Below are 21,075 nucleotides of genomic sequence, written 5' to 3'. Positions count from 1 at the left end.
GCCAGCCAACCCGGCCCGCGCGGGCTCGGCCCGGCGGGTGCGCCGGCGGAGTGAGGAGGTCACTCCGCCGGCGCACCGGGGCGGCCCCGGCGGCCTGTGGCGGGGTCAGGCGCGGGGGCTCTTGGCGTCCTTGGCGTACTGCGGGTGCTTCGGGTGCTTGGGCTTGTCCTTCCCGTGCCCGCCCTTGCCGTGGTCGCCCTTGCCGTGGTCACCCTTGCCGTGGTCGCCCTTGCCGTGGCCGTCGCGCTCGTTCCGGAGCGTGACCACCAGGCGCCGGTCCGGGGCCGTGGCGTCCAGCAGCAGCGGTCCGGTCACCCGGTCGGCGGGCAGCACGTAGCCCTCGGGGACCGCCGTCTCCAGCAGGTAGTACCGGCCCTCGGGGAGCGGGCCGAAGTCGCAGACGCCGACCCGGTCGGTGGCGCAGCCGGACGCGGCCCGCCGGTCCGGGTTGATGCCGATCGTCTGGAGCCCCTCGGTGCCGTTGACCTCCTGCCAGACCTCGAAGACCGCGCCGCGCAGCGGGCGCCCGGTCTTGGCGTCCTGCTTCACGATCCGGATCGAGCCCTCGTACTCCTCGCGCTCGCGGGCGTTGGGGACGGTGACGACGATGCCGTCCGCCACGTCGCCCCCGTCGAGGTCGAAGCGGGTGACCGGGTTCGCCGGCGGCTCGTACCCCGCCGGGCTCGCGGTCTCGCGCCAGTAGTAGGTCTGCCCGGTCGCCAGCTCCACCGTGCAGGTGCCGGCCGGGCCGGTCACGCAGACCCCGTCGAGCCGGGTGTCCCCGCCGGGTGCGGCGGTCTGCAGCCCGTCGGTGCCGTTGCTCTCCCGCCACAGCTCGAACTCGGCTCCGGCCAGCGGGAGGCCGGTGGCCGCGTCGGTCTTGCGCAGTTCCACCCGGGCGCCGTCCGGCGGCTCGGGGGTGCGCCGGTTGTCCGCCTGGACCCGGACCCCGGCCCCGGCGTTCTCCGCCGTCAGGATCAGCTCGTGGACGGTCTCGGCCGGCAGGTCGTAGCCGAGGGGCGGCTGCGTCTCGCGCCAGTAGTACGTGCCGAGCTCCGCGGTCCGCTCGCAGACGCCGCTCGCCGGGGTGGTGCACTCGGCGACGAGGGTGTCGGCGTTCGGAGCGGTCGGCTGCAGCCCCGGCGTGCCGTTGCTCTCCCGCCACAGTTCGAACTGCGCGCCGGCGAGCGCCGCGCCCGTCTGCGCGTCCCGCTTGAGCACGGAGACCGAGCCGGTGACCGGGGCCGGGCCGCCGCAGTCGGGCAGGTCGCCGTTGAAGGGATAGGCGTGGAACTCCTGGCCGCCGCCCCCGCTCGCCGAGCTGGTGTGGGTGACCGAGCCGGTGGTGAAGAAGCGGCCGTTGATGCCGGGCAGCGTGACGGTGGTCTCCGAGGCCTGCTGCCCGATCAGGAAGCTGCCCTGGAACTGGCCCGTGCCGATCAGGTTCACCGTGGTGGCGTCCGGGAAGTTCCACAGCAGCCGGTCGCGGTGGGCGTTGAGCGGGTCGGTGTCCTGGATGCCGCCGCTCCAGGTGTTGATCGTGCGGTCGGCGCCCAGCACGTTCACCAGGATGGTGGCCCCGGCGGGGATCCGGGCGAACCGGATGCCCTGCTGGCCGCCCGTGGTGGCGTGGGCCAGGTTCGCGTCGACGTTGAAGACCTGGAGCGCGGCGGAGCCGTCGCCGGTGAACAGCGTCTCGAAGCCGCTGTTGACGACGGTGCCGGTGGCCTGCCGCGGCTGCCCGTCGACCCTGGCGTAGCACTGGCTGGCGGCGCTGAGCCGGTCGCGCAGACCCGCGTACGGGGTGACGGCGGCCGCGTCGGGGACCAGCCGGCCGGACACGGACCCCCTGACGGGGCCGGCGTGCCGGACCACGCCCCGGTCGGCGAGCAGCCGCTCCCCCTCCGCGACGGTGATCCCGCCGCCGGTGGTCAGGAAGTCGGCGCCGTCGGGCGGCGGCACGAGGGAGCCGGCGCCGACGATCCCGACGTTGTACCGGCTGTCCCCGTCGGCCCGCTTGTCCTGGTCGAAGTCGCCGAGGACGACGAGGCGGCCCTCGGCCTCGGAGGCCCGCTGCCGGACCCTGAAGTCGCCGCCCACGAAGATGTTGATGCCGTTGTCCCGGCCCACCGGGACCCCGTCGCTGCCGATGGGCGGGTAGGGGTCGGGGCAGCGCCCCGGGACGCAGGGACCCAGACCGTCGGGCAGCGGCGCTCTGACGGCCGCCGCGGCCGCCGGCCGATCGCCGGCGGGACCCGCCGCGAGGGCCGTGGGCGCGGCCGAGGCCAGTACGGCCCCGATCGCGAGCCCGAGGGTCCAATTCCTAGCTGACATGACGCTCCGTCCGTTGCGCGCTGCCCCGATGTGCCCTGACAGGCTGGGGGCAGGCGCCGGGGGGGCGCCGCGGGGACACTCCCCGCTACGGCATCCCGGTCACACGAATCACTCTTCCGGGCAGGGGTCAGGCGATGGCGGAGCCGGCGACCCAGTCGGCCCAGGACATGTTCCAGCCGCCCAGGCCGTTGTTCGGGGCCACCGTCTTGTCCTGTGAGTTGACGACCTCCACCACGTCCCCGACGAGGGTCCGGTCGAAGAACCAGCCGGCCGGGGTGTCCGAGCCGCCGCCCTTGTCGTCGCGCAGGCCCACGCACCCGTGGCTCAGGTTGGCCGTCCCGAAGGTGTCCGGGCTGACCCAGTAGTTGCCGTGCAGGAAGGTCCCGGAGGAGGTCAGCCGCATCGCGTGCGGGACGTCGGGGATGTCGTACTCTCCGCCGAAGCCGACGGTCTGGCCGTTCATGCGGGTGACGTCGAAGAGCTCCATCACCACCATCTTCCCGTTGTAGGTGGTGGTCTTGGGTGCTCCGGCGGTGATCGGCAGGGTCTGCAGCAGGCTCCCGTCGCGGCGGACCTCCATGGTGTGCGCGGCCGCGTCCACGGTGGAGATCTGGGAGCGGCCCACGGTGAAGGTGATCGTCTTGTCCTGGATGCCGTAGGAGCCGGGGGCGCCCTCGATGTCGCGCAGGCCCATCTTCACGGTGACCTCGGTGCCGGCCTTCCAGTACGACTTGGGCCGGAAGTCGAGCCGCTCCTTGCCGAACCAGTGGCCGACGACCTCCACGGGCGGGTTCGAGGTGACGGTGATGGCGCGCTCCACCTCGGCGCGTCGTGTGATGGCCCGGCTGAAGTTGAACGAGACGATCATGCCGGTGCCGACGGTGGAGCGGTTCTCCGGCTTGAAGTAGCCGATGAACCGCTCCTCGGGAACGTAGGTGGTGAAGGTGGTGTGCCGGGCCTGGCGGCGGTCGTGCCCGTCGAGCGCGACGACGTCCACGGTGTACTTGGCCGCGAGCGAGAGCCGGGCGGACTCCGGTTCGGGGCTCCAGCTGAGCCCGTCGGCGGCGATCGTGCCCGGCACCCGCTCCTCCTGCGCGTCCTCGACCTTGGTGACCACGACCCGTTCCAGCCTGCCCTCGGGAACGGTCACGCCGAGGCGTCCGTCGGCGGGCACCCCCTTGGCGTTGTCGTCGGGGGTGATCCGGATGGCCTCGTCCGGCGAGCGGGGTTTCCCGGGCAGCCCGATCTCGACCGGGGAGCGGCCGTCCTGGGTGCATCCGGCCAGGCCGCCGAGCAGGCCCGCCCATGCCGCCACGGCGGCCAAGCCCGCCCCTGCCCGCCTCGTCAGAAGTGTCACGCCCCCTCCAACGACCGGGGGGCTCCGGGGGAAACGTGAGCGGCGCGGACGTTCCGGGCACAACAGTCCGGGCAGAACAGTGTGAAGGACCAGACGGGGACGGGCCCGGGCCGGGACGCCGGGGCCGCACTCCCCTCCCCCGCAGGTACCCAGGAGCCGTGGAGGCGGGCAGTGTCGAGCGCAGCCGAGCAGGAAGAGGCGGTGGAAGCCGTCGGGAACGCGGTGGACACCGCGAACGCGGTGGGCACCGAGAGCGCGGTCCGGGGCGGCGGTTTGACCGCGCCCGTGCCGAACGGCCAGGTCAGGAGCCAGGTGTCGAGGACGTCCGGGCGCCCCGGACCCCAGGTCTGGCCAGGGTCCTCGCATCCGCTGGGGGCCCGGTTCCACCACGGCCCGGACGGGACGGCGGGCACCAACTTCGCACTGTGGGCGCAGGGCGCGGAGGCGGTGGAGGTGTGCCTGTTCGACGCGGGCGGGGCCGAGACCCGCTGCGCCCTGACCGAGCTCACGCACGAGATCTGGCACGGCTTCGTGCCCGGCGTGCGCCCCGGGCAGCGCTACGGGTTCAGGGTGCACGGGCGCTGGGACCCGTGGACGGGCGCCCGGTACAACCCGTCGAAGCTGCTCCTGGACCCGTACGCCCGGGCCGTGGACGGCGAGTTCGGCCTGCCGCCGGAGGTGTACGGGCACGTCCGGGACTGGCCGCAGCAGTACATCGCCGACACGGTGCGCGACGACCGCGACTCGGCGCCGTTCGTCCCCAAGGGGGTGGTGGTCCACGATGACGACGACTGGGCGGACGACGTCCGGCCGAAGACCCCCTGGGCCGATTCGGTGATCTACGAGCTGCACGTGCGCGGCTTCACGATGCGCCATCCGGGGATCCCCCCGGAACTGCGCGGCACGTACGCGGGCCTCGCCCACCCGGCGGCCGTCGAACACCTGGTGAAGCTGGGCGTGACGGCGGTCGAGCTGCTGCCGGTGCACCAGTTCGCGCACGAGGACCACCTGTTGCGCCGGGGGCTGCGCAACTACTGGGGCTACAACTCGGTCGGCTACTTCGCCCCGCACGCGGGCTACTCGTCGAGCGGTACGGCGGGCCAGCAGGTCGGGGAGTTCAAGCGGATGGTGCGGGCCCTGCACGCGGCGGGGATCGAGGTCATCCTCGACGTGGTCTACAACCACACGGCCGAGGCGGGCGAGCTCGGTCCGACCCTGTCGCTGCGCGGGATCGACAACCGCGGCTACTACCGGCTCCAGTCCGACCAGCGTCGGTACGCCGACTACACGGGCTGCGGGAACACCCTGCACGCGGGGCGCCCGCACGTGCTGCGCCTGATCACGGACTCCCTGCGGTACTGGGTGACGGAGATGGGGGTGGACGGCTTCCGCTTCGACCTGGCGGCGGCGCTGGCCCGCTCGATGCACGACGTGGACATGCTGTCGCCGTTCCTGGCGGTGATCGCCCAGGATCCGGTGCTGCGGCGGGTCAAGCTGATCGCGGAGCCCTGGGACGTGGGGGCCGGGGGCTACCAGGTGGGGGCCTTCCCCCCGCTGTGGACGGAGTGGAACGACCGCTACCGGGACGCCGTACGGGACTTCTGGCGGGGCGCGCTGCCCGACGTACGGGACCTCGGGTACCGGCTGTCGGGGTCGAGCGACCTCTACGCGTGGGGCGGGCGGCGGCCGTACGCCTCGGTGAACTTCGTGACCGCGCACGACGGTTTCACCCTGCGGGACCTGGTGTCCTACGAGCGCAAGCACAACGAGGCGAACGGGGAGGCGGGCCGGGACGGGACGAACGACAACCGGTCGTGGAACTGCGGGGTGGAGGGCGATCCGCCGGAGGGCACGGACGCCCGGATCGCCGCGCTGCGGCGGCGGCAGCTGCGCAACCTCCTCACCACCCTGCTGCTGTCGACGGGGGTGCCGATGCTCGTCGCGGGGGACGAGTTCGGGCGCACCCAGGGCGGCAACAACAACGCCTACTGCCAGGACAACGAGACGGGCTGGGTGGACTGGTCCCTGCTGGAGGATCCCGCGTGGCGGGAGCTGTTCGCGCTGACCGCGCGGCTGATCTCGCTGCGCCAGGCCCATCCGGTGCTGCGGAGGCGGGCGTTCTTCTCGGGGCGGCCGCAAGGGGTGGACGGGCTGCGGGACTTGGCCTGGTTCACGCCGGCGGGGTCGGAGATGACGGAGCGGGACTGGTACGCACCGGCCGCCGCGCTGGGGATGTACCTGTCGGGGCGGGACATCCCGGGCCGTGACGAGCGGGGCCGCCAGGTGACGGACGACAGTTTCCTGGCCCTGCTGCACACCGGGGACCGGCCGGTGGGGTGGGTGCTGCCGGGGGCGCCGTGGGCGGAGGTGTACGAGCTGGTCCTGGACACCTCGCGCGAGGCGCAGGCCCAGGCCCCGCTGACCCGCCACCGCGGCGGCGAGACCCTGATGGTCCCGGCCCGCTCGGTGCTGCTGCTGCGGGTGGCGGGGTAGCGGCGGGCCGGGCGCCCCCCGGCCGCCCCCGAACGCTCGCTGCGGGCCCGGCCGTCCGCGACGGCGCCGGGCGTTCGCGGCCGCCCCGACCGTCCGCGGCCGCCCCGGCCGTTCGCGGTGGGCCCGACCGTCCGCGGCCGCCCCGGCCGTTCGCGGTGGGCCCGACCGTCCGCGGCCGCCCCGGCCGTACGCGGTGGGTCCGGCCGTACGCGGTGGGTCCGGCCGGAAATAGAGTCGCCTGTCATGACCCCGATCATCTGGCGGCTGCTGGCGGGCCGCACCTTCGCGGCCTTCGCCACCGCCCTCATCCCCACCACCCTGACGCTGGCGCTCGTCCGGACCGGGTCCGCCGGGGACCTCGGCCTCGTGCTGGCCTGCGAGCTGCTGCCGATGCTGCTCCTGCTGCCGGTCGCGGGGGTGGCCGCCGACCGGTTCCCCGCCCGCCGGGTGGTCCTGGTGGCCGACCTCGTCCGGGCGGCCGCCCAGGTGGCGACCGGGTGCGTGCTGATGGCCGGTCCGGCCGACGTCCCCGGCCTGGCCGCGCTCGCGGCCGTGACCGGGGCCGCGGTGGCCTTCGGCACCCCCTCCGCGCGCACGCTCGTCGCCGCCGCGGTCCCCGAGGACGGACGGCTGCGCGTCAACACCCGGCTCGGGGTGGCCACCGGACTCGCGCAGATCGCGGCTCCGGCCGTCGCCGGCGTGCTGATGCTGGTCATCGGCGCGGGCTGGTCCTCGATGCTCACCGGCGCGCTCTTCCTGCTCTCCGCGCTGACCCTCGGCCGCCTGCCCGTGGCCCCGGTCCCGCGCGCCGCGCCGCGCTCCTCCTTCCTCGCCGAACTGCGCGGGGGCTGGACCGAGACCCGGCGCCATCCGTGGTTCCTCGCCAACGTCCTGGCCCACGGGGCGTGGCACCTGGCGGCCGGGCTGCTGCTCACCCTGGGTCCGCTGATCGCCGTGGAGAGCCTCGGCGGGGAGACCTCCTGGGTGGTCATCGCCCAGCTCGGCACGGTCGGGATGCTGGCGGGCGTCTGGGCGGCCGGGCGGCTGCCCGTCCGCCGGCCCCTGTTCGCGGTGGCCTTCGGAGCCGCCGCCCAGGCGCTGCCGCTCACCGCGTTCGCCCTGCGGCTGCCGCTCCCGGTGACCGCGGCCGCGTTCTGCTGCGCGATGTTCGGGCTGGGGGTGCTGAGTCCGCTGTGGGAGACGGAGATGCAGCGCCGCATCCCGCTGGAGGCCCTGGGCCGGGTCGGGTCCTTCGACACCCTGATCTCCTTCGCCGCCCGCCCGCTGGGCCTGGCGGCGGCCGCCCCGCTCGCCGCCGCCACCGGGACCACGGCCCCGCTGCTGGCCGCCGCCGTGCTGACCGCCGCCGCGAACCTGTCCGTCCTGCTGCTCCCGGACGTGCGCGAACGCCCCGAGCGGGAGTCCGCTTTCGCCCTGCGATGATGTGTTCGACATCGTCACTGAGGGGGTCCGTGCATGGGCAGCAGAGTCGGATTCGCGCTGCATGAGCTGCGCGGGGCGCAGAAGTCGGCGAAGGGGGTGTCGCTCTACTCACGGTTCGTGAACCGGCCGACCGGGCGGTACCTGGCCGCCGGGTCGTACGCGCTCGGACTCACCCCGAACCAGGTGACGCTGGTGAGCGCCGCCTTCAGCTTCGCGGCGGCGGCCGCGGTCGCGCTGTGCGCGCCCTCCTGGGGGCTGGGGATCGCCGTCTGGGCCGCGCTCGCCGTGGGGTTCGCCTTCGACTCCGCCGACGGCCAGCTGGCCCGGCTGCGCGGGAACGGCAGCGCCGCGGGCGAGTGGCTCGACCACGTCGTGGACTGCGCCAAGCTCACCGCGCTGCACTCGTGCGTGCTGATCGCCTTCTACCGCTTCCCGGAGGCCTACGGAACGGGCGCGGACGGCTGGCTGCTGGTGCCGCTGGGCTTCCAGTTCGCCGCGATCGTGACCTTCTTCGGCGGGCTGCTGACCGAGAAGCTCAAGCCCCGGCCGGCGCCGGGGAGCCCCGCCGCCGCGCCGTCGACCCTGCGCGCGGTGGCGTTGCTGCCCGTGGACTACGGGGTGTTCTGCCTGGTGTTCCTGCTGCTCGGCGGCGGGGAGCTGTTCGTCCGCGCGTACGCGGCCTTCGGGGTGGTCGCCGGGCTGTTCCTGGTGGCGTTCCTCGCGAAGTGGTTCCGGGAGCTCAGCGCCGTTCGGCGGTGAAGGGCTCCGCCGCCGCGAGGGGTTCGGCGAGCGCGTCCAGCGCCCGGCGCAGCTGGGTGCTGGAGGTGTGGACGGTGTACGGGAAGTACACGACGTCGACGCCGTGGACGGCGAAGTCCTTCTCGAGCTTGTCGCCCTTGGGGGTGCCGCGCCAGTCGTCGCCCTTGAAGATCACGTCGAAGCGGACCTGCCGCCAGGTCTCGACCTTGTCCGGCACCGTCTCGACGAACGCGGCGTCCACGTACTTCACGCTGCGGACGATCTCCAGCCGCTCGACGAGCGGGATCATCGGGCGACGCCCCTTCGCGAGTTCGGCCATCTCGTCGGAGACCACTCCGGCCACCAGGTAGTCGCACTGACTCCGGGCGTGCCGAAGGATATTGAGATGTCCGATATGGAACAGATCGTATGCACCCGGCGCATAGCCGACTCGATACGGTCTGCGCGCGGGCGCGCCAAGTTCGGACATATCCCGCTCCGTCATCTGTTACCCCCCAGAGGCCACACCCCCCGGTGTGGCGGATTAGCAGACAATAGCGTGCACGTTCCGCAGCACGCGGGTGAACGAATAGGGTGACGTGCGCATCATCCAGGGGAGAAGGGGACGCTCAGTGTCCAGATCCGGTCACCGGCGCCTGCTGCTGGTCTCCACCAACTACGCACCCGAACACGCGGGAATCGGGCCGTACGCCACCCAGATCGCGGAACACTGGGCGGAAGATCTCGGCCACGAGACCCACGTTCTCGCGGGCATGCCGCACTACCCGGCGTGGTCGCTCGAGCCGGAGTACAAGGGGGCGCTCCGGCGCACGGAACGGCGCGCGGGCGTCATCGTGCACCGGCGTGCGCACACCGTGCCTCAGCGCCAGACCGCCGTGAAGCGGGCCCTGTTCGAAGGATCGATTCTGCTGCACGGCGCCGCGGCCCCGCCCCGGATGCCCAAGCCGGACGCGGTCATGGCCCAGATGCCCAGCCTGGCCGGCGGGGTGCTCGCCGCCCGGCTCGCGGCCCGCTGGAAGGTCCCGTACGTCCCGGTCGTCCAGGACCTGATGGGCGCCGCCGCCGCGCAGAGCGGGATCAGCGGCGGCGACAAGGCGGCCGCGATCGCCGGCCGCGCCGAGGCGTACGCGCTGAAGCGGGCCACCCTGGTCGGCGTCATCCACGAGACCTTCGTGGACCGGGTCGTCGGCATGGGCGTGGACCCGGACCGGATCCGCCTCGTCCCGAACTGGTCCCACGTGGCCGTGCCCACCAAGCCGCGCGGCGAGACCCGCCGCCACCTCGGCTGGGCCCCCGACCAGACGGTCGTCCTGCACTCCGGGAACATGGGCCTCAAGCAGGGCCTCGAGGTGCTCGTGGCCGCCGCCCGGCTGGACCCGGGCGTCCGTTTCGTCCTGATGGGTGACGGCAGCCAGCGCGCGGCCCTCGCCGAACTGTCGGCCGATGTACCCAATCTGGACATCATCCCCCCTGCCGCTGACGGCGAGTTCCCGGATATCCTCGCGGCGGCGGACGTACTCGCGGTCACACAGCACGCCGCCGTGCTGGACATGAGCGTTCCGTCGAAGCTCACCTCCTATTTCCAGGCCGGCCGGCCCGTCGTCGCCTCCGTGGCGGCGGAAGGCGGGACTGCCCAGGAGGTGGAGCGCTCGGGAGCAGGGGTGCTCGTACAGCCGGAGGACCCCGAAGCCCTGCTGAAGGCCGTACGGGTCCTGGCCGAGGACCCCGAGGGCGCGGACGCACTGGGAGCGGCCGGGCCCCGCCACGTGGCGGCGCACCTGAGCCGCGAAGCGGGCCTGGCCCGCATCGACGCACTGATGGACGAAGCACTTGGGGGTCCCCGGCCGTGATCGAGACGAACCGCCCGGCAGCGGCACCGGCCGAGGACGAACCCGATCTGCTCCGGGACCAGTTCCGGCAGCTCCTGCGCTACCGCCGGCTGCTCGGTGCGGGCATCGGGATAGGCCTGCTGGGCGGCGTCTACCTCGGCGTCTCCACCGCCGACACCTACGTCGCGACGGCCGACGTGGTGCTGCGCGCACCCACCGACGACCCCTTCAACCCGAGCCTCGCGCCCGACAAGGCGATCAACATCGGCTCGGAGCGCCAGGTCGCGCTCAGCTCCTCCATAGCCAACGAGGCCGCGAAGAAGCTCGGCGTCTCCGCCTCCGGCTTCGCGGCCCTGCGCAGCGGCCTCCAGGTGACCAACCCGCCGCAGACGATGGTGCTCCGCTTCACCTACACCGCGTCCTCCCCCAAGGAGGCCGCCAAGCGCGCCAACGCGATGACCGAGGCCTACCTGCTCAAGCGGCAGGAAGCCCTCGACGTCACCCGCGACAAGATGGTCAAGGGCTACCAGGACCAGCGCGACCCCGTGGCCAAGCAGCTCGACGAGCTCGTCAAGCAGATCAACTCGATGCCGGCGGGCACCGGACGCGACGCGGCCTACTCCTCCAAGACCGACCTGCAGAGCAAGGTCAACACGCTCAACAGCAACATCGCCAAGCTCCAGGCCCTGGACATGTCCCCGGGCCGCGTCACCAGCGCCGCGACCGCCCCGCCCGGAGCCGACGGCCCCGGCATCGTGATGTCGCTCGCGCTCGGCGCCGCCGTGGGCCTCGCGCTCGGCCTGCTGGCCGCCTGGGTCCGGCTCGTGTTCGACCCCGCGCCGCGCTCCGAGGGCGACGTGGCCCGCGCCCTGCGCGCCCCCGTCCTCGGCTACCTGCCCCGCGACCGGACGGGCGGCGGGCCGCTGCTCGCCGCCGGCGAGGCCGATCCGAGACTCGCCGAGGAGTACCGGTCGGTGGCCTTCCGGCTCGCCTACGACTCCCGCTTCGCCGACCGGCGCCGGCTGCTGGTCGTCGCCCCGCGCGGCAGCAGCGAGACCGCCGCCGCGGTTGCCGTGAACCTCGGCGCCTCCTTCGCCGAGACAGGCAAGGACGTCCTGCTCATCGAGGCCGACCTGCGCACCCCCGTGCTGGCCAGCCAGCTGCCGACCGACGCGGGCGGCCGGCCGCGCTGGAGCCAGACCCCCGGCAGCGGCGCGGGCGGCGGGCGCCACGCGGACTCCGAGTGGCCCGACGGGCGCCAGCTCGTCGTGGACGCCGGCGAGTCCGGCTCCTTCGACCTGATCCCGGGCGAGCGCGCGCGCAACGTGCCGCGCGCGCTGACCTCCGCCCGCGCCACCCGGCTGATCTCCGAGGCCGACTCCCCCAACTCCACCGTCGTCGTGCTCGCGCCGCCGGTGCTCTCGTACGCCGACGCCCTCGCGCTCGTCGACCGCGTCGACGGCGTCCTGGTCGTCTGCGACCCGCGGGCCGTGCACCGCTCCGACCTGTCCCGGATCCGCGAACTGATCAGCGGGGCCGGGGGAACGGTGCTCGGCGCGGTGCTGCACGCCCCGCTGCCCGGCGAGAAGCGCGGCAAGGACAAGGGTGCCGCCGCTCCGGCGCCGGCGCCCGCTCCCGCACCGGCCGCGCCGCAGCCGCTGACGCGCGAGATGGCCGAGCCGGAGCAGCACATCCCGGGCGACGGCACCGACACGGTCGCGCTGCGTACCGTCCGCATGGGCCGGAGATGAGCCGGGGCAGACTCGCCGCCGTCTCCTCGGTCCTGGACCAGGCCGCCTCCAGCGCCACCAACATCCTGGTGCTGGTGCTGGCCGCCCGGCTGTCGTCGGCGGCCGGGTTCGCCGCCTTCTCGATGGTGTACGTGACGTTCACCGTGCTGCTGGGGCTGAGCATGGCCTACGTCGGCCAGCACCTCGTCCTGGAGAAGGCCGGCGAACGGCTGGGCCCGGCCTGCCGGTCGGCCGTGGGCTTCACCGCCGCCGCGTCGGGCGCGGTGGGCGCGGTGCTCGCGGCGGTGGGCCTGCTGCTCGGCGGGGCCGGCGGGCGGGCCTTCCTCGCGCTGGGCCTCGTCCTGCCGCTGGTCCTCGTGCAGGACGGGCTGCGGTACTGCTTCTCGGCGCTGCGCGCCCCCGAGCGGGCGCTGGCCGCCGACGCGCTGCGGCTGGTGTGCGTGGTCGCGGCGCTGGCGGTGCAGCCGTCCGGGGCTTCGGCGGGGCGGCTGGTGCTCGTGTGGGGGCTGTCCGCGCTGCCCGCGCTGGGGCTGGGGCTGTGGCTGCTGAGGCCGTACGTACGGGGCGCGCGGGCGGATCTGCGGCCGTACCTGCGGCGGGGGCACCTGGGGCAGCGGTTCGTGGTCGAGTTCGCGGTGGGCAACGGGTCCAGCCAGCTCGCGGTGCTGGGCCTCGGCGTCTTCGCGACGCCGCTGGCCGTGGGCGCGCTGCGGGGTGCGTCGACCCTCTTCGGGCCGCTGAACGTGCTGTTCAACTCGGCGAACTCGTTCGCGCCGCCGGTGCTGTCGCGGCTCGGCGGCGGGCGGCCGGCGGTGGTGCGGGCGACGGCGGCGCTGGGCCTGCTGCTGGCCGGGGTCGGCGCGGGCTGGGCGACGGTCCTGTACCTGCTGCCGGACCGGCTGGGCCGGGAGCTGCTGGGCGACACCTGGACGTCGGCGGCCGCGCTGCTGCCGGCGACGGGGGCCCAGTACGCGGTGATGGGCCTGGGCACGGCCGGCCTGCTGACGCTGCGCGTGCTGGCGCCGAAGGCCACGCTGTCGGTGCAGGTGGTCTTCTCGCTGCTGTCCGTGGTGCTGCTGCTCGGCGGGTACGCGGTGTGGGGCCCGCTCGGCGCGGCCTGGGGCCTGGCGGCCGGCTCGGCCCTCAAGGCCACGGCCGCCTGGCACCGCGTATCCAGGACCCCGGCCCCGGTCCCGGTCCCGGTCCCGACCCCCTGACCCACCCCGCCGCCGCGGCATCAAAACCGGGGCTCCGCCCCGCACCCCGCGCCTCAAACGCCGGCGAGGCTGGATGGGCCCCACCCAAGTCCGCAGGCACGGTCACAACAACGGGGCTCCGCCCCGCGCCTCAAACGCCGGCGGGGCTGGGTTGGTCCAAGTCCGCCGGCGCTCGAGGCGCGGGGCCCAGGGAGGTGAACGGAGGCGGCCAATATCCAGCCCCGCCGGCGCTCGAGGCGCGGGGCCCTGGGAGGTAACGGAGGCGGGCCAATATCCAGCCCCGCCGGCGTTTGAGGCGCGGGGCCCGGGGCGGAGCCCCGATCCTGTGCCCGCAGATGCCGACGCCCGCCAGCCCAACCTCCAGCCCCGCCGGCGATTGAGGCGCGGGCTCGGAGAGGTGAACGGAGGCGGCCAGTATCCAGCCCCGCCGGCGTTTGAGGCGCGGGGTCCGGGGCGGAGCCCCGATCCTGTGCCCGCAGATGCCGGCGCACCTCAGCCCACTCCAGCCCCGCCGGCGCTTGAGGCGCGGGGCCGGGGGCGGAGCCCCGGGCCGGGGCCCCGGCCGGCCTAGCGGAGCGTCGTGGTGCGGTCCTGGCGGTACGTGGCGACCAGCGCCAGGCACAGGGCCGCGATCGCCACCCGCCCCGACGCCTGCAGCAGCGGCCCCCGCAGCAGGATGAAGGAGTAGCCCGCGACCAGCGGGACCACCACCGAGATCAGGCTCCCCGGCGGAGCCCTCCGCGTGGCCCGCTTCGCATAGCGCCGGTCCACGCGGGCCGAGGCGTAGCCCATGCCCAGCAGCCCGGCCCCCATCCCCAGCGGGCCGAAGTCCAGCCACAGCTCCGCCCAGATCGGCGAGGAGAGGTTGGTGTTGACCGTGCCCATCCACTGGCCGACCATCACGCCCGTGTCCCGCGGCTTGCCCTCCCAGACCGAGCGGGGCACGGCGAAGAAGACCGACCCGGCCAGCTGCCGGCCGTAGAAGTGCCCGGGGCCCGACTCCGAGAAGGTGATGGTGTTCGCGAACATGCCGATCTGGTCGTAGTCCTTCAGGGCCATCGGCTCCAGGAAGGACGTGGTCTCCACCGGCTTGTAGTTCTTCTCGTCGTACCGGAAGCGGTCCGCGAACGGGAAGACGAGGAGGGCGACGACCACGGCCATCGACAGGGCCACCCGGTACATCGCCGCGCTGACCGGGAAGGCCGTGAAGAGCAGCGCGAACATGACCGTCAGGAACCAGTAGCGCGGGTTCGAGATCGGGTTGTTGACCACCAGGTTCAGCAGGGCGAGCGCCGCCCAGGTGACGATGATGGAGACCTTGCGCCGCGCGTACTTCGAGGTGATCAGCCAGCGCGTGTACAGCAGCAGCGACAGCAGCGCCGGCACGGTGCCGAAGCCGCGCAGCAGGGCCTGGCCCGCCTGCCCGTCGCCGTTGGAGACGCCCGCCTCCTCGATGCCCGCGATGATCTCCTGGCGGCTGGAGAAGAACACCGCCGGGCCGCCCAGCTTCATCACGAAGGCGGCGCTGCACAGGAAGGACAGGACGGTCAGCAGCTGGAGCCGGCGCCGGTGCGTCATGACCGGCCGCGCCTGCTTCTGGGAGCCGCCCGCGCGGCCGGCGGGCCGGTGCCGGGCGAGCAGGACGCCCACGTCGAAGGCGGTGCAGCCGAGCAGCACCAGCCCGATGGCGGCGGTGAGGTCGGAGCGGGGCCCGACGACGGGCGTCGGAACCTGGCCGAGGACCGCCTGGGCGAGCGGGGCCACGCCCATGGCCATGTAGACGAAGAGCCAGAAGGAGCCCTGGAGGAGCTTGCGGCGGCTGGTGAGCACCATCGCGGAGAGCCGGGCGCCCGCGTACATGGTGAGCAGCAGCTGGAGCCAGAACGCCGCGTCGCGCGCACCCGCGCCGGTCTGTACGGCGACGAACAGCGGCAGGAAGACGCTGAAGCCGAGGGCGAGCGGGACGGACAGCGCGCGGGAGAGCAGGGTGCGCGGGGTGGTGACCCGCCCCCACAGCGACTCGTCCTCGAAGGGCGAGGGAGAGGGCGAGGCCGCGGGGGTGACGGGGGGCTTGCGTATGTCCGTTGCCACTGCCGCCCCCACCCCATGTGCCTGGTCCGGCCGCAGTCTAGTCTGAGCGGGCCGCGCCAGGGGAGGCGCGTTCGCGTGGAACGATCGGGGCTTCAGTTGCGTGACCTTCCTGCCTTCACGCTGGCCGGGTACGACAAGGGGCGCGGGCTGCTGACGCAGGCGCTCTGGTTCGCCGTGATGAACACGCTCTTCATGAGCTGGTTCTGTCCGGCGCGGCTGCGGGTGGCGCTGCTGCGCGCCTTCGGGGCGAAGATCGGCGAGGGTGTGCTGATCCGGCACCGGGTGCGGGTGCTGTGGCCGTGGAAGCTCACGGTCGGGGACCACACCTGGATCGGCGAGGGCGTCTGGCTGCTGAACCTGGAGCCGGTGACCATCGGTTCGCACGTGTGCCTCTCGCAGGAGGCCATGCTGTGCACCGGCTCGCACGACCACCGGGCCGCCGACTTCCGCTACCGCAACGCCGCGGTCACCGTGGAGGACGGCGCGTGGGTGGCGGTACGGGCGACCGTGCTGGCCGGGGTGACCGTCGGCCGCTGCGCGGTCGCGGGCGCGGGCGCGGTCGTGCACAAGGACCTGCCGGAGCTGACCCTGCAGACCCAGGACGGGCGCCGTCGCCCGGTGGAGGAGCCCAAGTGAGAGTCCTGCACGCCGTCACCCTGCACTCCCCCTCGCACGCGTTCGGCGGGCCGGTGCGGGTCGCGCTGAACCTGGCGAAGGGGCTGCGGGCCCGCGGGCACGAGGCGCGGCTGCTCGCCCTGGGCGAGGGGTTCCCCGAGCCGTGGCCGACGGACGTCGAGGGGGTTCCGGCGAAGCTGTTCCCGGCGCGCCGGATCCTCCCCCTGGGCTTCAGCGGGATGACCTCGCCGGCGCTGCTGGCCTCGGCCGGGCGGCTGGTCGGGGACGCGGACGTGGTCCACGTCCACCTGGCCCGGGACCTGGTGACGCTGCCGGTGGCCCTGGCCGCGCTGCGGGCCGGCAAGCCGCTGGTGCTCCAGACCCACGGGATGGTGGACCCGAGCGGGAAGCTGCTGGCCAAGGTGCTGGACGCGGTGGCGGTACGCCGGCTGCTGCGCGGCGCGGACGCGGTGCTGTACCTGACCCCGCACGAGCGGGCGGGCCTGGACGCGGTGGTCGGCGGCGCACCGCTGGCGAACGCGGTCCGGCTGGTCAACGGCACCCCGGCGCAGGAGGAGCGGCCCGCCCCGGGCGGTCCCCCGCGCATCCTGTACTCGGCGCGCCTGCAGGCCCGCAAGCGGCCGGTGGACTTCGTGGACGCGGCCCCGGCGGTGCTGGCCGCGCACCCGGACGCCCGGTTCGTCGTGGCGGGGCCGGACGAGGGCGAGCTGGCCGCCGTACGGGCCCGTGTCACGGCCCTCGGCCTCACCGACCGCTTCACCGTCCCGGGGGCCCTGTCGAGTGCGGAGGTGCTGGCGGAGCTGCGCCGGGCCCACGTCTACGTGTTGCCCTCGGTGGACGAGCCGTTCCCGATGTCGGTGCTCGAGGCCCTCGCGGTGGGCGTCCCCCCGGTGGTGACCCATTCCAACGGGCTGGCCCGCGACATCGCCGCCGCGGGCGCGGGCCGCGCGGTCGACCCGGGGCCGGCGGGCGTGGCCTCGGCGGTCCTGTCCCTGCTGGACCCCGCGGCCAACGCCGCCGCCTCGTCGGCGGCCCGCGAACTGGCCGGGGCGTCCTTCTCGATGGACGCGGTCCTGGACACCCTGGTCCCGGTGTACGAGGCGGCCCTGCGGGGCTGAGCGCGGGCGCGCCGCGGCTCAGATGTCGCGGCGCTGTTCCACGACCGGGAGGGCGCCCATGGCGCGGCGGCGCTTGAGGACGCTGGAGTAGACGGCGAGGCCGATGAGGCCCACGCCCATCATGATCAGCCCGACCACGTCGAGGTTGACGCTCTCCATCTCCCAGTCGGTGGCGAACGTCAGGATGGCCCCCACCACTATCAGGCCGATGCAGCCACCAAGGCCGGTCATAGGATTCGCCTCCGAAGGCTCGGTGTCGTCGTGCTCAGGCCCCGCGAATACCCCCGTCCGGCAGACGGAAACGCCCCCAGTCGCCGGGCTGTTGGCGACTGGGGGCGTTCTCGTGCGCGTGCGCGGGACCGTTACGTGCGCGGGCGCGGGACCGTTACGCCGGGATCCAGGCGTAGCAGCCGGAGGAGTTGAACTCGGCCGTGCCCGACGGGATCGCGGCCGTGATCTTGTCGCCCGCGTTGGGCGGGGTCTCCGGCCCCGAGGCGAGGATCGAGCCGTCCTTGGACTTCGCCTCCCACGTGCAGGTGGAGGCCTGCGTCAGGGCGCGGTAGGAGCCGGCCGCGGGCGAGGTGCGGGGGCCTTCGGGGAAGCCCTTCTCCGCCGCCACGAGGATCGGCTTCTGGTCCGGGCACAGGTGGGTGATCGCGTCCTTGGCGCCCGGGATCTCGCCGGTGATGACGGCCCCGGTCGCCGCGTCCTTGTCGCGCTTGGCGGTGTACTGCACGCGCTGGCAGGCTTCCTGGCCGGACTGCAGGACGGCCGCCGGGTCCGTCTTCTCCGGGACCCGGCCGCTCAGGTACTTCTTCTCCTGCGCCGTGAAGGTGCCCGTCTTCGGGGTGAGCTTCGCGTCGGGCAGGACGGGACCCGTCGGCTTCGCGTCGGGCGCCGGCGCCGAGGGCGCCGGGCTGTCCGCGGGGTCGGGGGCCGACGAGGAGGCCGGGGGCTTCGCCTTCGCCTCCGCGCCGGAGTCGGCCTTGCCCCCGCCGGAACTGCAGGCGGTCAGCGTCAGGGCGGCGGTCAGCAGGACAGCGGCCGCTGCGGAGCGTCGGTACATCGGATGGCTCCCGTGCTTACTGGGGTGGGACAGGGGTGCGGGGCCCGGCCACGTGCTGCCGGCCGGGCCCCGCCAGGTGCTCGCCGCTACTTCGCGCCGAAGGTGAGGACCAGCTGCGGGATGCCGTCGGCGGCCGTGGCCTCCGAGGACCAGATCCACAGCGGGTCGGTGCCCGTGCTCGTCAGGCCCAGGCTGTAGCTGTTGCCCAGCACCGCGGAGACCGCGGCGGTGTCCAGCGGCACGGAGTGGACCGCCGAGCCGTCCGGCACGCCCGCGATGGTGCCGAGCGGGGTGGTGCCGAGGGCGGGCTTGCTGGTGAAGGTCGTGCCCGCGCCGGTCCAGGTGCCGGTGACCGGGACCACGGACACGGTGTCGGGGGTGCCGGCGCCCGCCTGCGTGTTGGTCTTGAACTGGAGGGCGGCGGACTTCAGGACCTGCCCGGCCGGGGCGGCCGGGACGTTGAAGCGCAGGTACGTCTCGTACGCCGAGGTGCCGCGCACCGCGAGCGAGGTGGACGTGCCGTAGGCGGTGCCCGGGGCGCCCTGGTTGACGTAGGTGTCCTCGGTCGCGTTGACCTTGGAGACCGAGTCGGTGGGCGCCTTGGCCAGGGTGAAGTGGTTCTTGACCTGGGCCTCGGTGAGCGCCGTCGGGTAGACGGCCGTCTCGTCGATCTGCCCGGCGAAGAGGTTGCTCGTCGGGCGGGTCGGCCAGCCGGTGAGGTTGTCGCCGCCGACGTGCCAGTAGCCCGCGTAGGTCTGCGTGCCGGTCCGGTTCGACGAGTCCTTCTTCTGGCCGTCCACGTACAGGGTGATACCGCCGGGGCCCTGGGTGCCGACCACGTGGTGCCACTTGTTGTCGTTGTACGTGTCGAACAGGCCGGTGGAGACGGTCTGGGCGGAGCCGTTGGAGACTCCGAAGACCAGCCGGCCGGTGTTGGTCATGTACAGGTGCTTGTCGTACGAGCCGCTGGAGCGTTCGGTGTTGCTGCCGAAGCCGACCAGCTTGCCGCCGCGCGTGGTGCCCGTCTTGAACCAGGTCTCGATGGTGAACGTGCTGCCCACGGTCTGCCGGTGGTCGCTGTAGACCTGCTGGCTGGTGCCGTTGAAGCCCATCGCGGTGCTGGCGCCGGTGACCGCGCCGGGGGTCTGGCGCAGGGCGGGGGCGTTCAGCTGGACACCGCTGGTGTTGCCGCCGGCCGAGGAGTCGGCGACGTACGGGCTGACGGTGTCGTCGAAGCGCCAGTACAGCTGGGCGCCGTCGGCGCGGACCTGGTTCGGGTACGACTGGGCCGCGGTCGGGACCGTCACGGAGACGCTGGCCGACAGGGCGCTGGTGTTGCCGGCCGCGTCGGTCGCGGTCACGCGGTAGCTGTAGGACTGGCCGGCCTTGACCGTGGTGTCGGTCCAGGAGGCCTGCCGGCGCTCCCACTCCAGGGAGTCCGCGTTCACCGTGGCGGCGGGCGTGGCCGAGCCGTTGCGGTAGATGCGGTAGGTCAGCTTGCTGTCGTCCGCGTCGTAGCTGGTGCGCCAGCGGACCTGCGCCTCGCCGGGCTTGACGCTGTCCGCGCTGGCCACCGGGGTGGTCGGGGCGCCGACGTCGCCGGTGGAGGCGAAGCGGGTCAGGGCCTGCTGCGGCTTGCCGTTGATGAGGGTGAACTCACCGCCGACCCACATGTACTTGGTGTCGCTCTTCTCGGCGACGGCCATGACGCGCGGGCCGATGCCCTCACCGAGGCCGTCGTTGGCGGTGGGGTGCCAGCCGAGCTTGCCGGGGCCGCGCACGAAGCCGCCCACGGGCGCGGGGGCGGCGCCGGTGTGGTCGGTGGGCTGGGCCAGCAGGAAGTGGCGCTTGCCGTCGGGGAACTCCAGCTCGGTGGAGCAGTCGTGCGCGTGCGAGGAGCTGTAGAGCACTCCGTCGTAGGGCAGCACGTACTGGGTGGCGCCGAGGCAGCGGTCGCGCCACTTCTCGCTGAAGTCGGTGTTCAGGCCGATGCGGCCGTCGAAGACGCCGCCGCCGGAGCCCTCGCTGCCGGTGTAGTAGCCCGTCGCGTCGGCCGAGATGTCCTTGACCACGGAGTTCGACGGGATGTTGCTGTACGTCTTGGTGACGGCGCCGGTGGTGGCGTTCACGACGGCCAGCGCGTGCGTGTTGGAGTTGTTGACCGAGAAGAAGTCGCCGCCCAGCAGGACGTTCTTGCCGTCGTTGCTCACCTCGATGGCGCGGCCGGGCTCGTCGGCGTTGGCCACGAAGGGCTTGAGCGCACCGGTGGCCGCGTCGACCGCGGCGAACCGCTCGCGGGTCTGGCCGTCGACGGCGTTGAAGTCGCCGCCCACGTACACGGTGTCGCCGGTGACGGCGAGGGCGCGCACGGTGGCGGGGACGCTCGGGTGGAACGCTGCCTTGGGGGTGCAGGTCGCGATGTCGATCGCGGCGAGGCTGGAGACCGGGGTCCCGTTGACGGCGCCGAAGTAGCCGCCCGCGTAGAGGGTCTTGTTGTCCTTCGAGACCTCCAGCGCGCGGACGGTCGCGGTGCCGTCGGAGACCGTGAAGGCCAGCTTGCACGAGGTGGGGTTGCCCGTCGCGGCGTCGAGGGCGGCGAAGTTGACGGCTTCCTGCTCGGTGCCGGCGGCGCCGTCGGGCGGGCGGACGGCCGAGAAGGTGCCGCCGGCGAAGACGGTGCCGTTCGCCTGGGCCATCGCGAACACGATGCCGTCAGGCTGCCAGGTCGGCAGGCTGTCGGCGGTGAAGGCCACTGGCGCCGTGATGGCGGACGCCTGCGGCATCAGCACCAGGCCTATACCGGTGCCGGCACCGGCCAGTGACAGGACGAGGGCAGCAGTCAGCCCTCTGGATCTACGCATGAGCCCCCCAGGGCATCGCCCGGTTTGATGGCTGGAACTATCCGAACAGCCATATGTACGGGCGCAGACTAGGGCTCACGCGAGGGCCCGGTCACCCTCCTTGACCCATTGCATACCAAG

Annotated in this window: 15 protein-coding genes; 8 read left to right on the top strand and 7 right to left on the bottom strand. The window is 73.6% G+C overall.

What is annotated here, in order from left to right; genetic code table 11:
• Positions 1–105 precede the first annotated feature (105 nt).
• Together AB0D66_RS04630 and AB0D66_RS04625 are read right to left on the bottom strand one after the other, a co-directional pair.
• Positions 106–2,334: a choice-of-anchor A family protein gene (locus tag AB0D66_RS04630; RefSeq protein WP_362296504.1), complete on the bottom strand. Its 2,229-nt coding sequence runs from the start codon at positions 2,332–2,334 to the stop codon at positions 106–108.
• 127 nt (positions 2,335–2,461) lie between these two features.
• Positions 2,462–3,682, bottom strand: coding sequence for an Ig-like domain-containing protein (locus AB0D66_RS04625; RefSeq protein WP_362296765.1), 1,221 nt, complete (start codon positions 3,680–3,682; stop codon positions 2,462–2,464).
• Positions 3,683–4,003: 321 nt separating this feature from the next.
• Between AB0D66_RS04625 and glgX the strand changes: the two genes are divergently transcribed.
• The 3 genes from glgX (at position 4,004) to AB0D66_RS04610 (ending at position 8,386) form a co-directional block, all read left to right on the top strand.
• Positions 4,004–6,184 carry a glycogen debranching protein GlgX gene (gene glgX, locus AB0D66_RS04620; RefSeq protein ID WP_362296762.1) on the top strand — a complete coding sequence of 727 codons (2,181 nt, stop codon included), beginning with the start codon at positions 4,004–4,006 and terminating at the stop codon, positions 6,182–6,184.
• 243 nt (positions 6,185–6,427) lie between these two features.
• A complete protein-coding gene (locus AB0D66_RS04615) occupies positions 6,428–7,627 on the top strand; it encodes an MFS transporter (protein WP_362296501.1) in 1,200 nt (399 codons plus the stop codon).
• Between the two features lie 33 nt (positions 7,628–7,660).
• Positions 7,661–8,386 (top strand): CDP-alcohol phosphatidyltransferase family protein, encoded by a 726-nt coding sequence (locus AB0D66_RS04610; protein ID WP_362296498.1) that lies wholly within the window; start codon positions 7,661–7,663, stop codon positions 8,384–8,386.
• On the opposite strand, the gene AB0D66_RS04605 is transcribed toward AB0D66_RS04610, so the two are convergent.
• A complete protein-coding gene (locus AB0D66_RS04605) occupies positions 8,367–8,855 on the bottom strand; it encodes an adenylyltransferase/cytidyltransferase family protein (protein ID WP_362296495.1) in 489 nt (162 codons plus the stop codon). The genes AB0D66_RS04610 and AB0D66_RS04605 overlap by 20 nt on opposite strands.
• Positions 8,856–9,027: 172 nt before the next feature.
• On the opposite strand from AB0D66_RS04605, the gene AB0D66_RS04600 reads away from it, so the two are divergent.
• From AB0D66_RS04600 to AB0D66_RS04590, 3 genes are read left to right on the top strand one after another with little or no spacing between them, the layout of a single operon-like run.
• Positions 9,028–10,236, top strand: coding sequence for a glycosyltransferase family 4 protein (locus tag AB0D66_RS04600; protein WP_362296759.1), 1,209 nt, complete (start codon positions 9,028–9,030; stop codon positions 10,234–10,236).
• Positions 10,233–11,966: a lipopolysaccharide biosynthesis protein gene (locus tag AB0D66_RS04595; protein ID WP_362296492.1), complete on the top strand. Its 1,734-nt coding sequence runs from the start codon at positions 10,233–10,235 to the stop codon at positions 11,964–11,966. Before AB0D66_RS04600 ends, AB0D66_RS04595 begins: the two co-directional genes overlap by 4 nt.
• On the top strand, positions 11,963–13,183 hold the full coding sequence (locus tag AB0D66_RS04590; protein WP_362296489.1) for a hypothetical protein: 1,221 nt from the start codon (positions 11,963–11,965) through the stop codon (positions 13,181–13,183). The genes AB0D66_RS04595 and AB0D66_RS04590 overlap by 4 nt, the downstream gene beginning before the upstream one ends.
• A gap of 567 nt (positions 13,184–13,750) precedes the next feature.
• On the opposite strand, the gene AB0D66_RS04585 is transcribed toward AB0D66_RS04590, so the two are convergent.
• Positions 13,751–15,199 carry a hypothetical protein gene (locus tag AB0D66_RS04585; RefSeq protein WP_362296756.1) on the bottom strand — a complete coding sequence of 483 codons (1,449 nt, stop codon included), beginning with the start codon at positions 15,197–15,199 and terminating at the stop codon, positions 13,751–13,753.
• A gap of 171 nt (positions 15,200–15,370) precedes the next feature.
• Here AB0D66_RS04585 and AB0D66_RS04580 point away from each other — a divergent pair, with 171 nt between their 5' ends.
• Positions 15,371–15,910, top strand: a complete 540-nt coding sequence (locus AB0D66_RS04580; protein ID WP_362296486.1) for a WcaF family extracellular polysaccharide biosynthesis acetyltransferase — start codon at positions 15,371–15,373, stop codon at positions 15,908–15,910.
• The gene (locus AB0D66_RS04575; protein ID WP_362296484.1) at positions 15,907–17,028 is read left to right on the top strand and encodes a glycosyltransferase; all 1,122 of its coding nucleotides are present in this window, start codon (positions 15,907–15,909) and stop codon (positions 17,026–17,028) included. Before AB0D66_RS04580 ends, AB0D66_RS04575 begins: the two co-directional genes overlap by 4 nt.
• An 18-nt stretch (positions 17,029–17,046) precedes the next feature.
• Here the strand turns inward: AB0D66_RS04575 and AB0D66_RS04570 are convergent, their stop codons facing one another.
• The 3 genes from AB0D66_RS04570 to AB0D66_RS04560 all read right to left on the bottom strand — a co-directional run bounded on the left by AB0D66_RS04570 (position 17,047) and on the right by AB0D66_RS04560 (position 20,955).
• Positions 17,047–17,259 (bottom strand): hypothetical protein, encoded by a 213-nt coding sequence (locus AB0D66_RS04570; protein ID WP_069922018.1) that lies wholly within the window; start codon positions 17,257–17,259, stop codon positions 17,047–17,049.
• Positions 17,260–17,413: 154 nt separating this feature from the next.
• Entirely contained in the window at positions 17,414–18,094 is a 681-nt protein-coding gene (locus AB0D66_RS04565; RefSeq protein ID WP_362296480.1) for a hypothetical protein, read from the bottom strand.
• 86 nt (positions 18,095–18,180) lie between these two features.
• Positions 18,181–20,955 carry a LamG-like jellyroll fold domain-containing protein gene (locus AB0D66_RS04560; protein WP_362296477.1) on the bottom strand — a complete coding sequence of 925 codons (2,775 nt, stop codon included), beginning with the start codon at positions 20,953–20,955 and terminating at the stop codon, positions 18,181–18,183.
• Positions 20,956–21,075: the final 120 nt, after the last annotated feature.

The organism is Streptomyces sp. NPDC048270 (assembly GCF_040652335.1).
Classification (GTDB): Bacteria; Actinomycetota; Actinomycetes; order Streptomycetales; family Streptomycetaceae; genus Streptomyces.
This window is presented reverse-complemented; position numbering and strand designations above follow the sequence as displayed.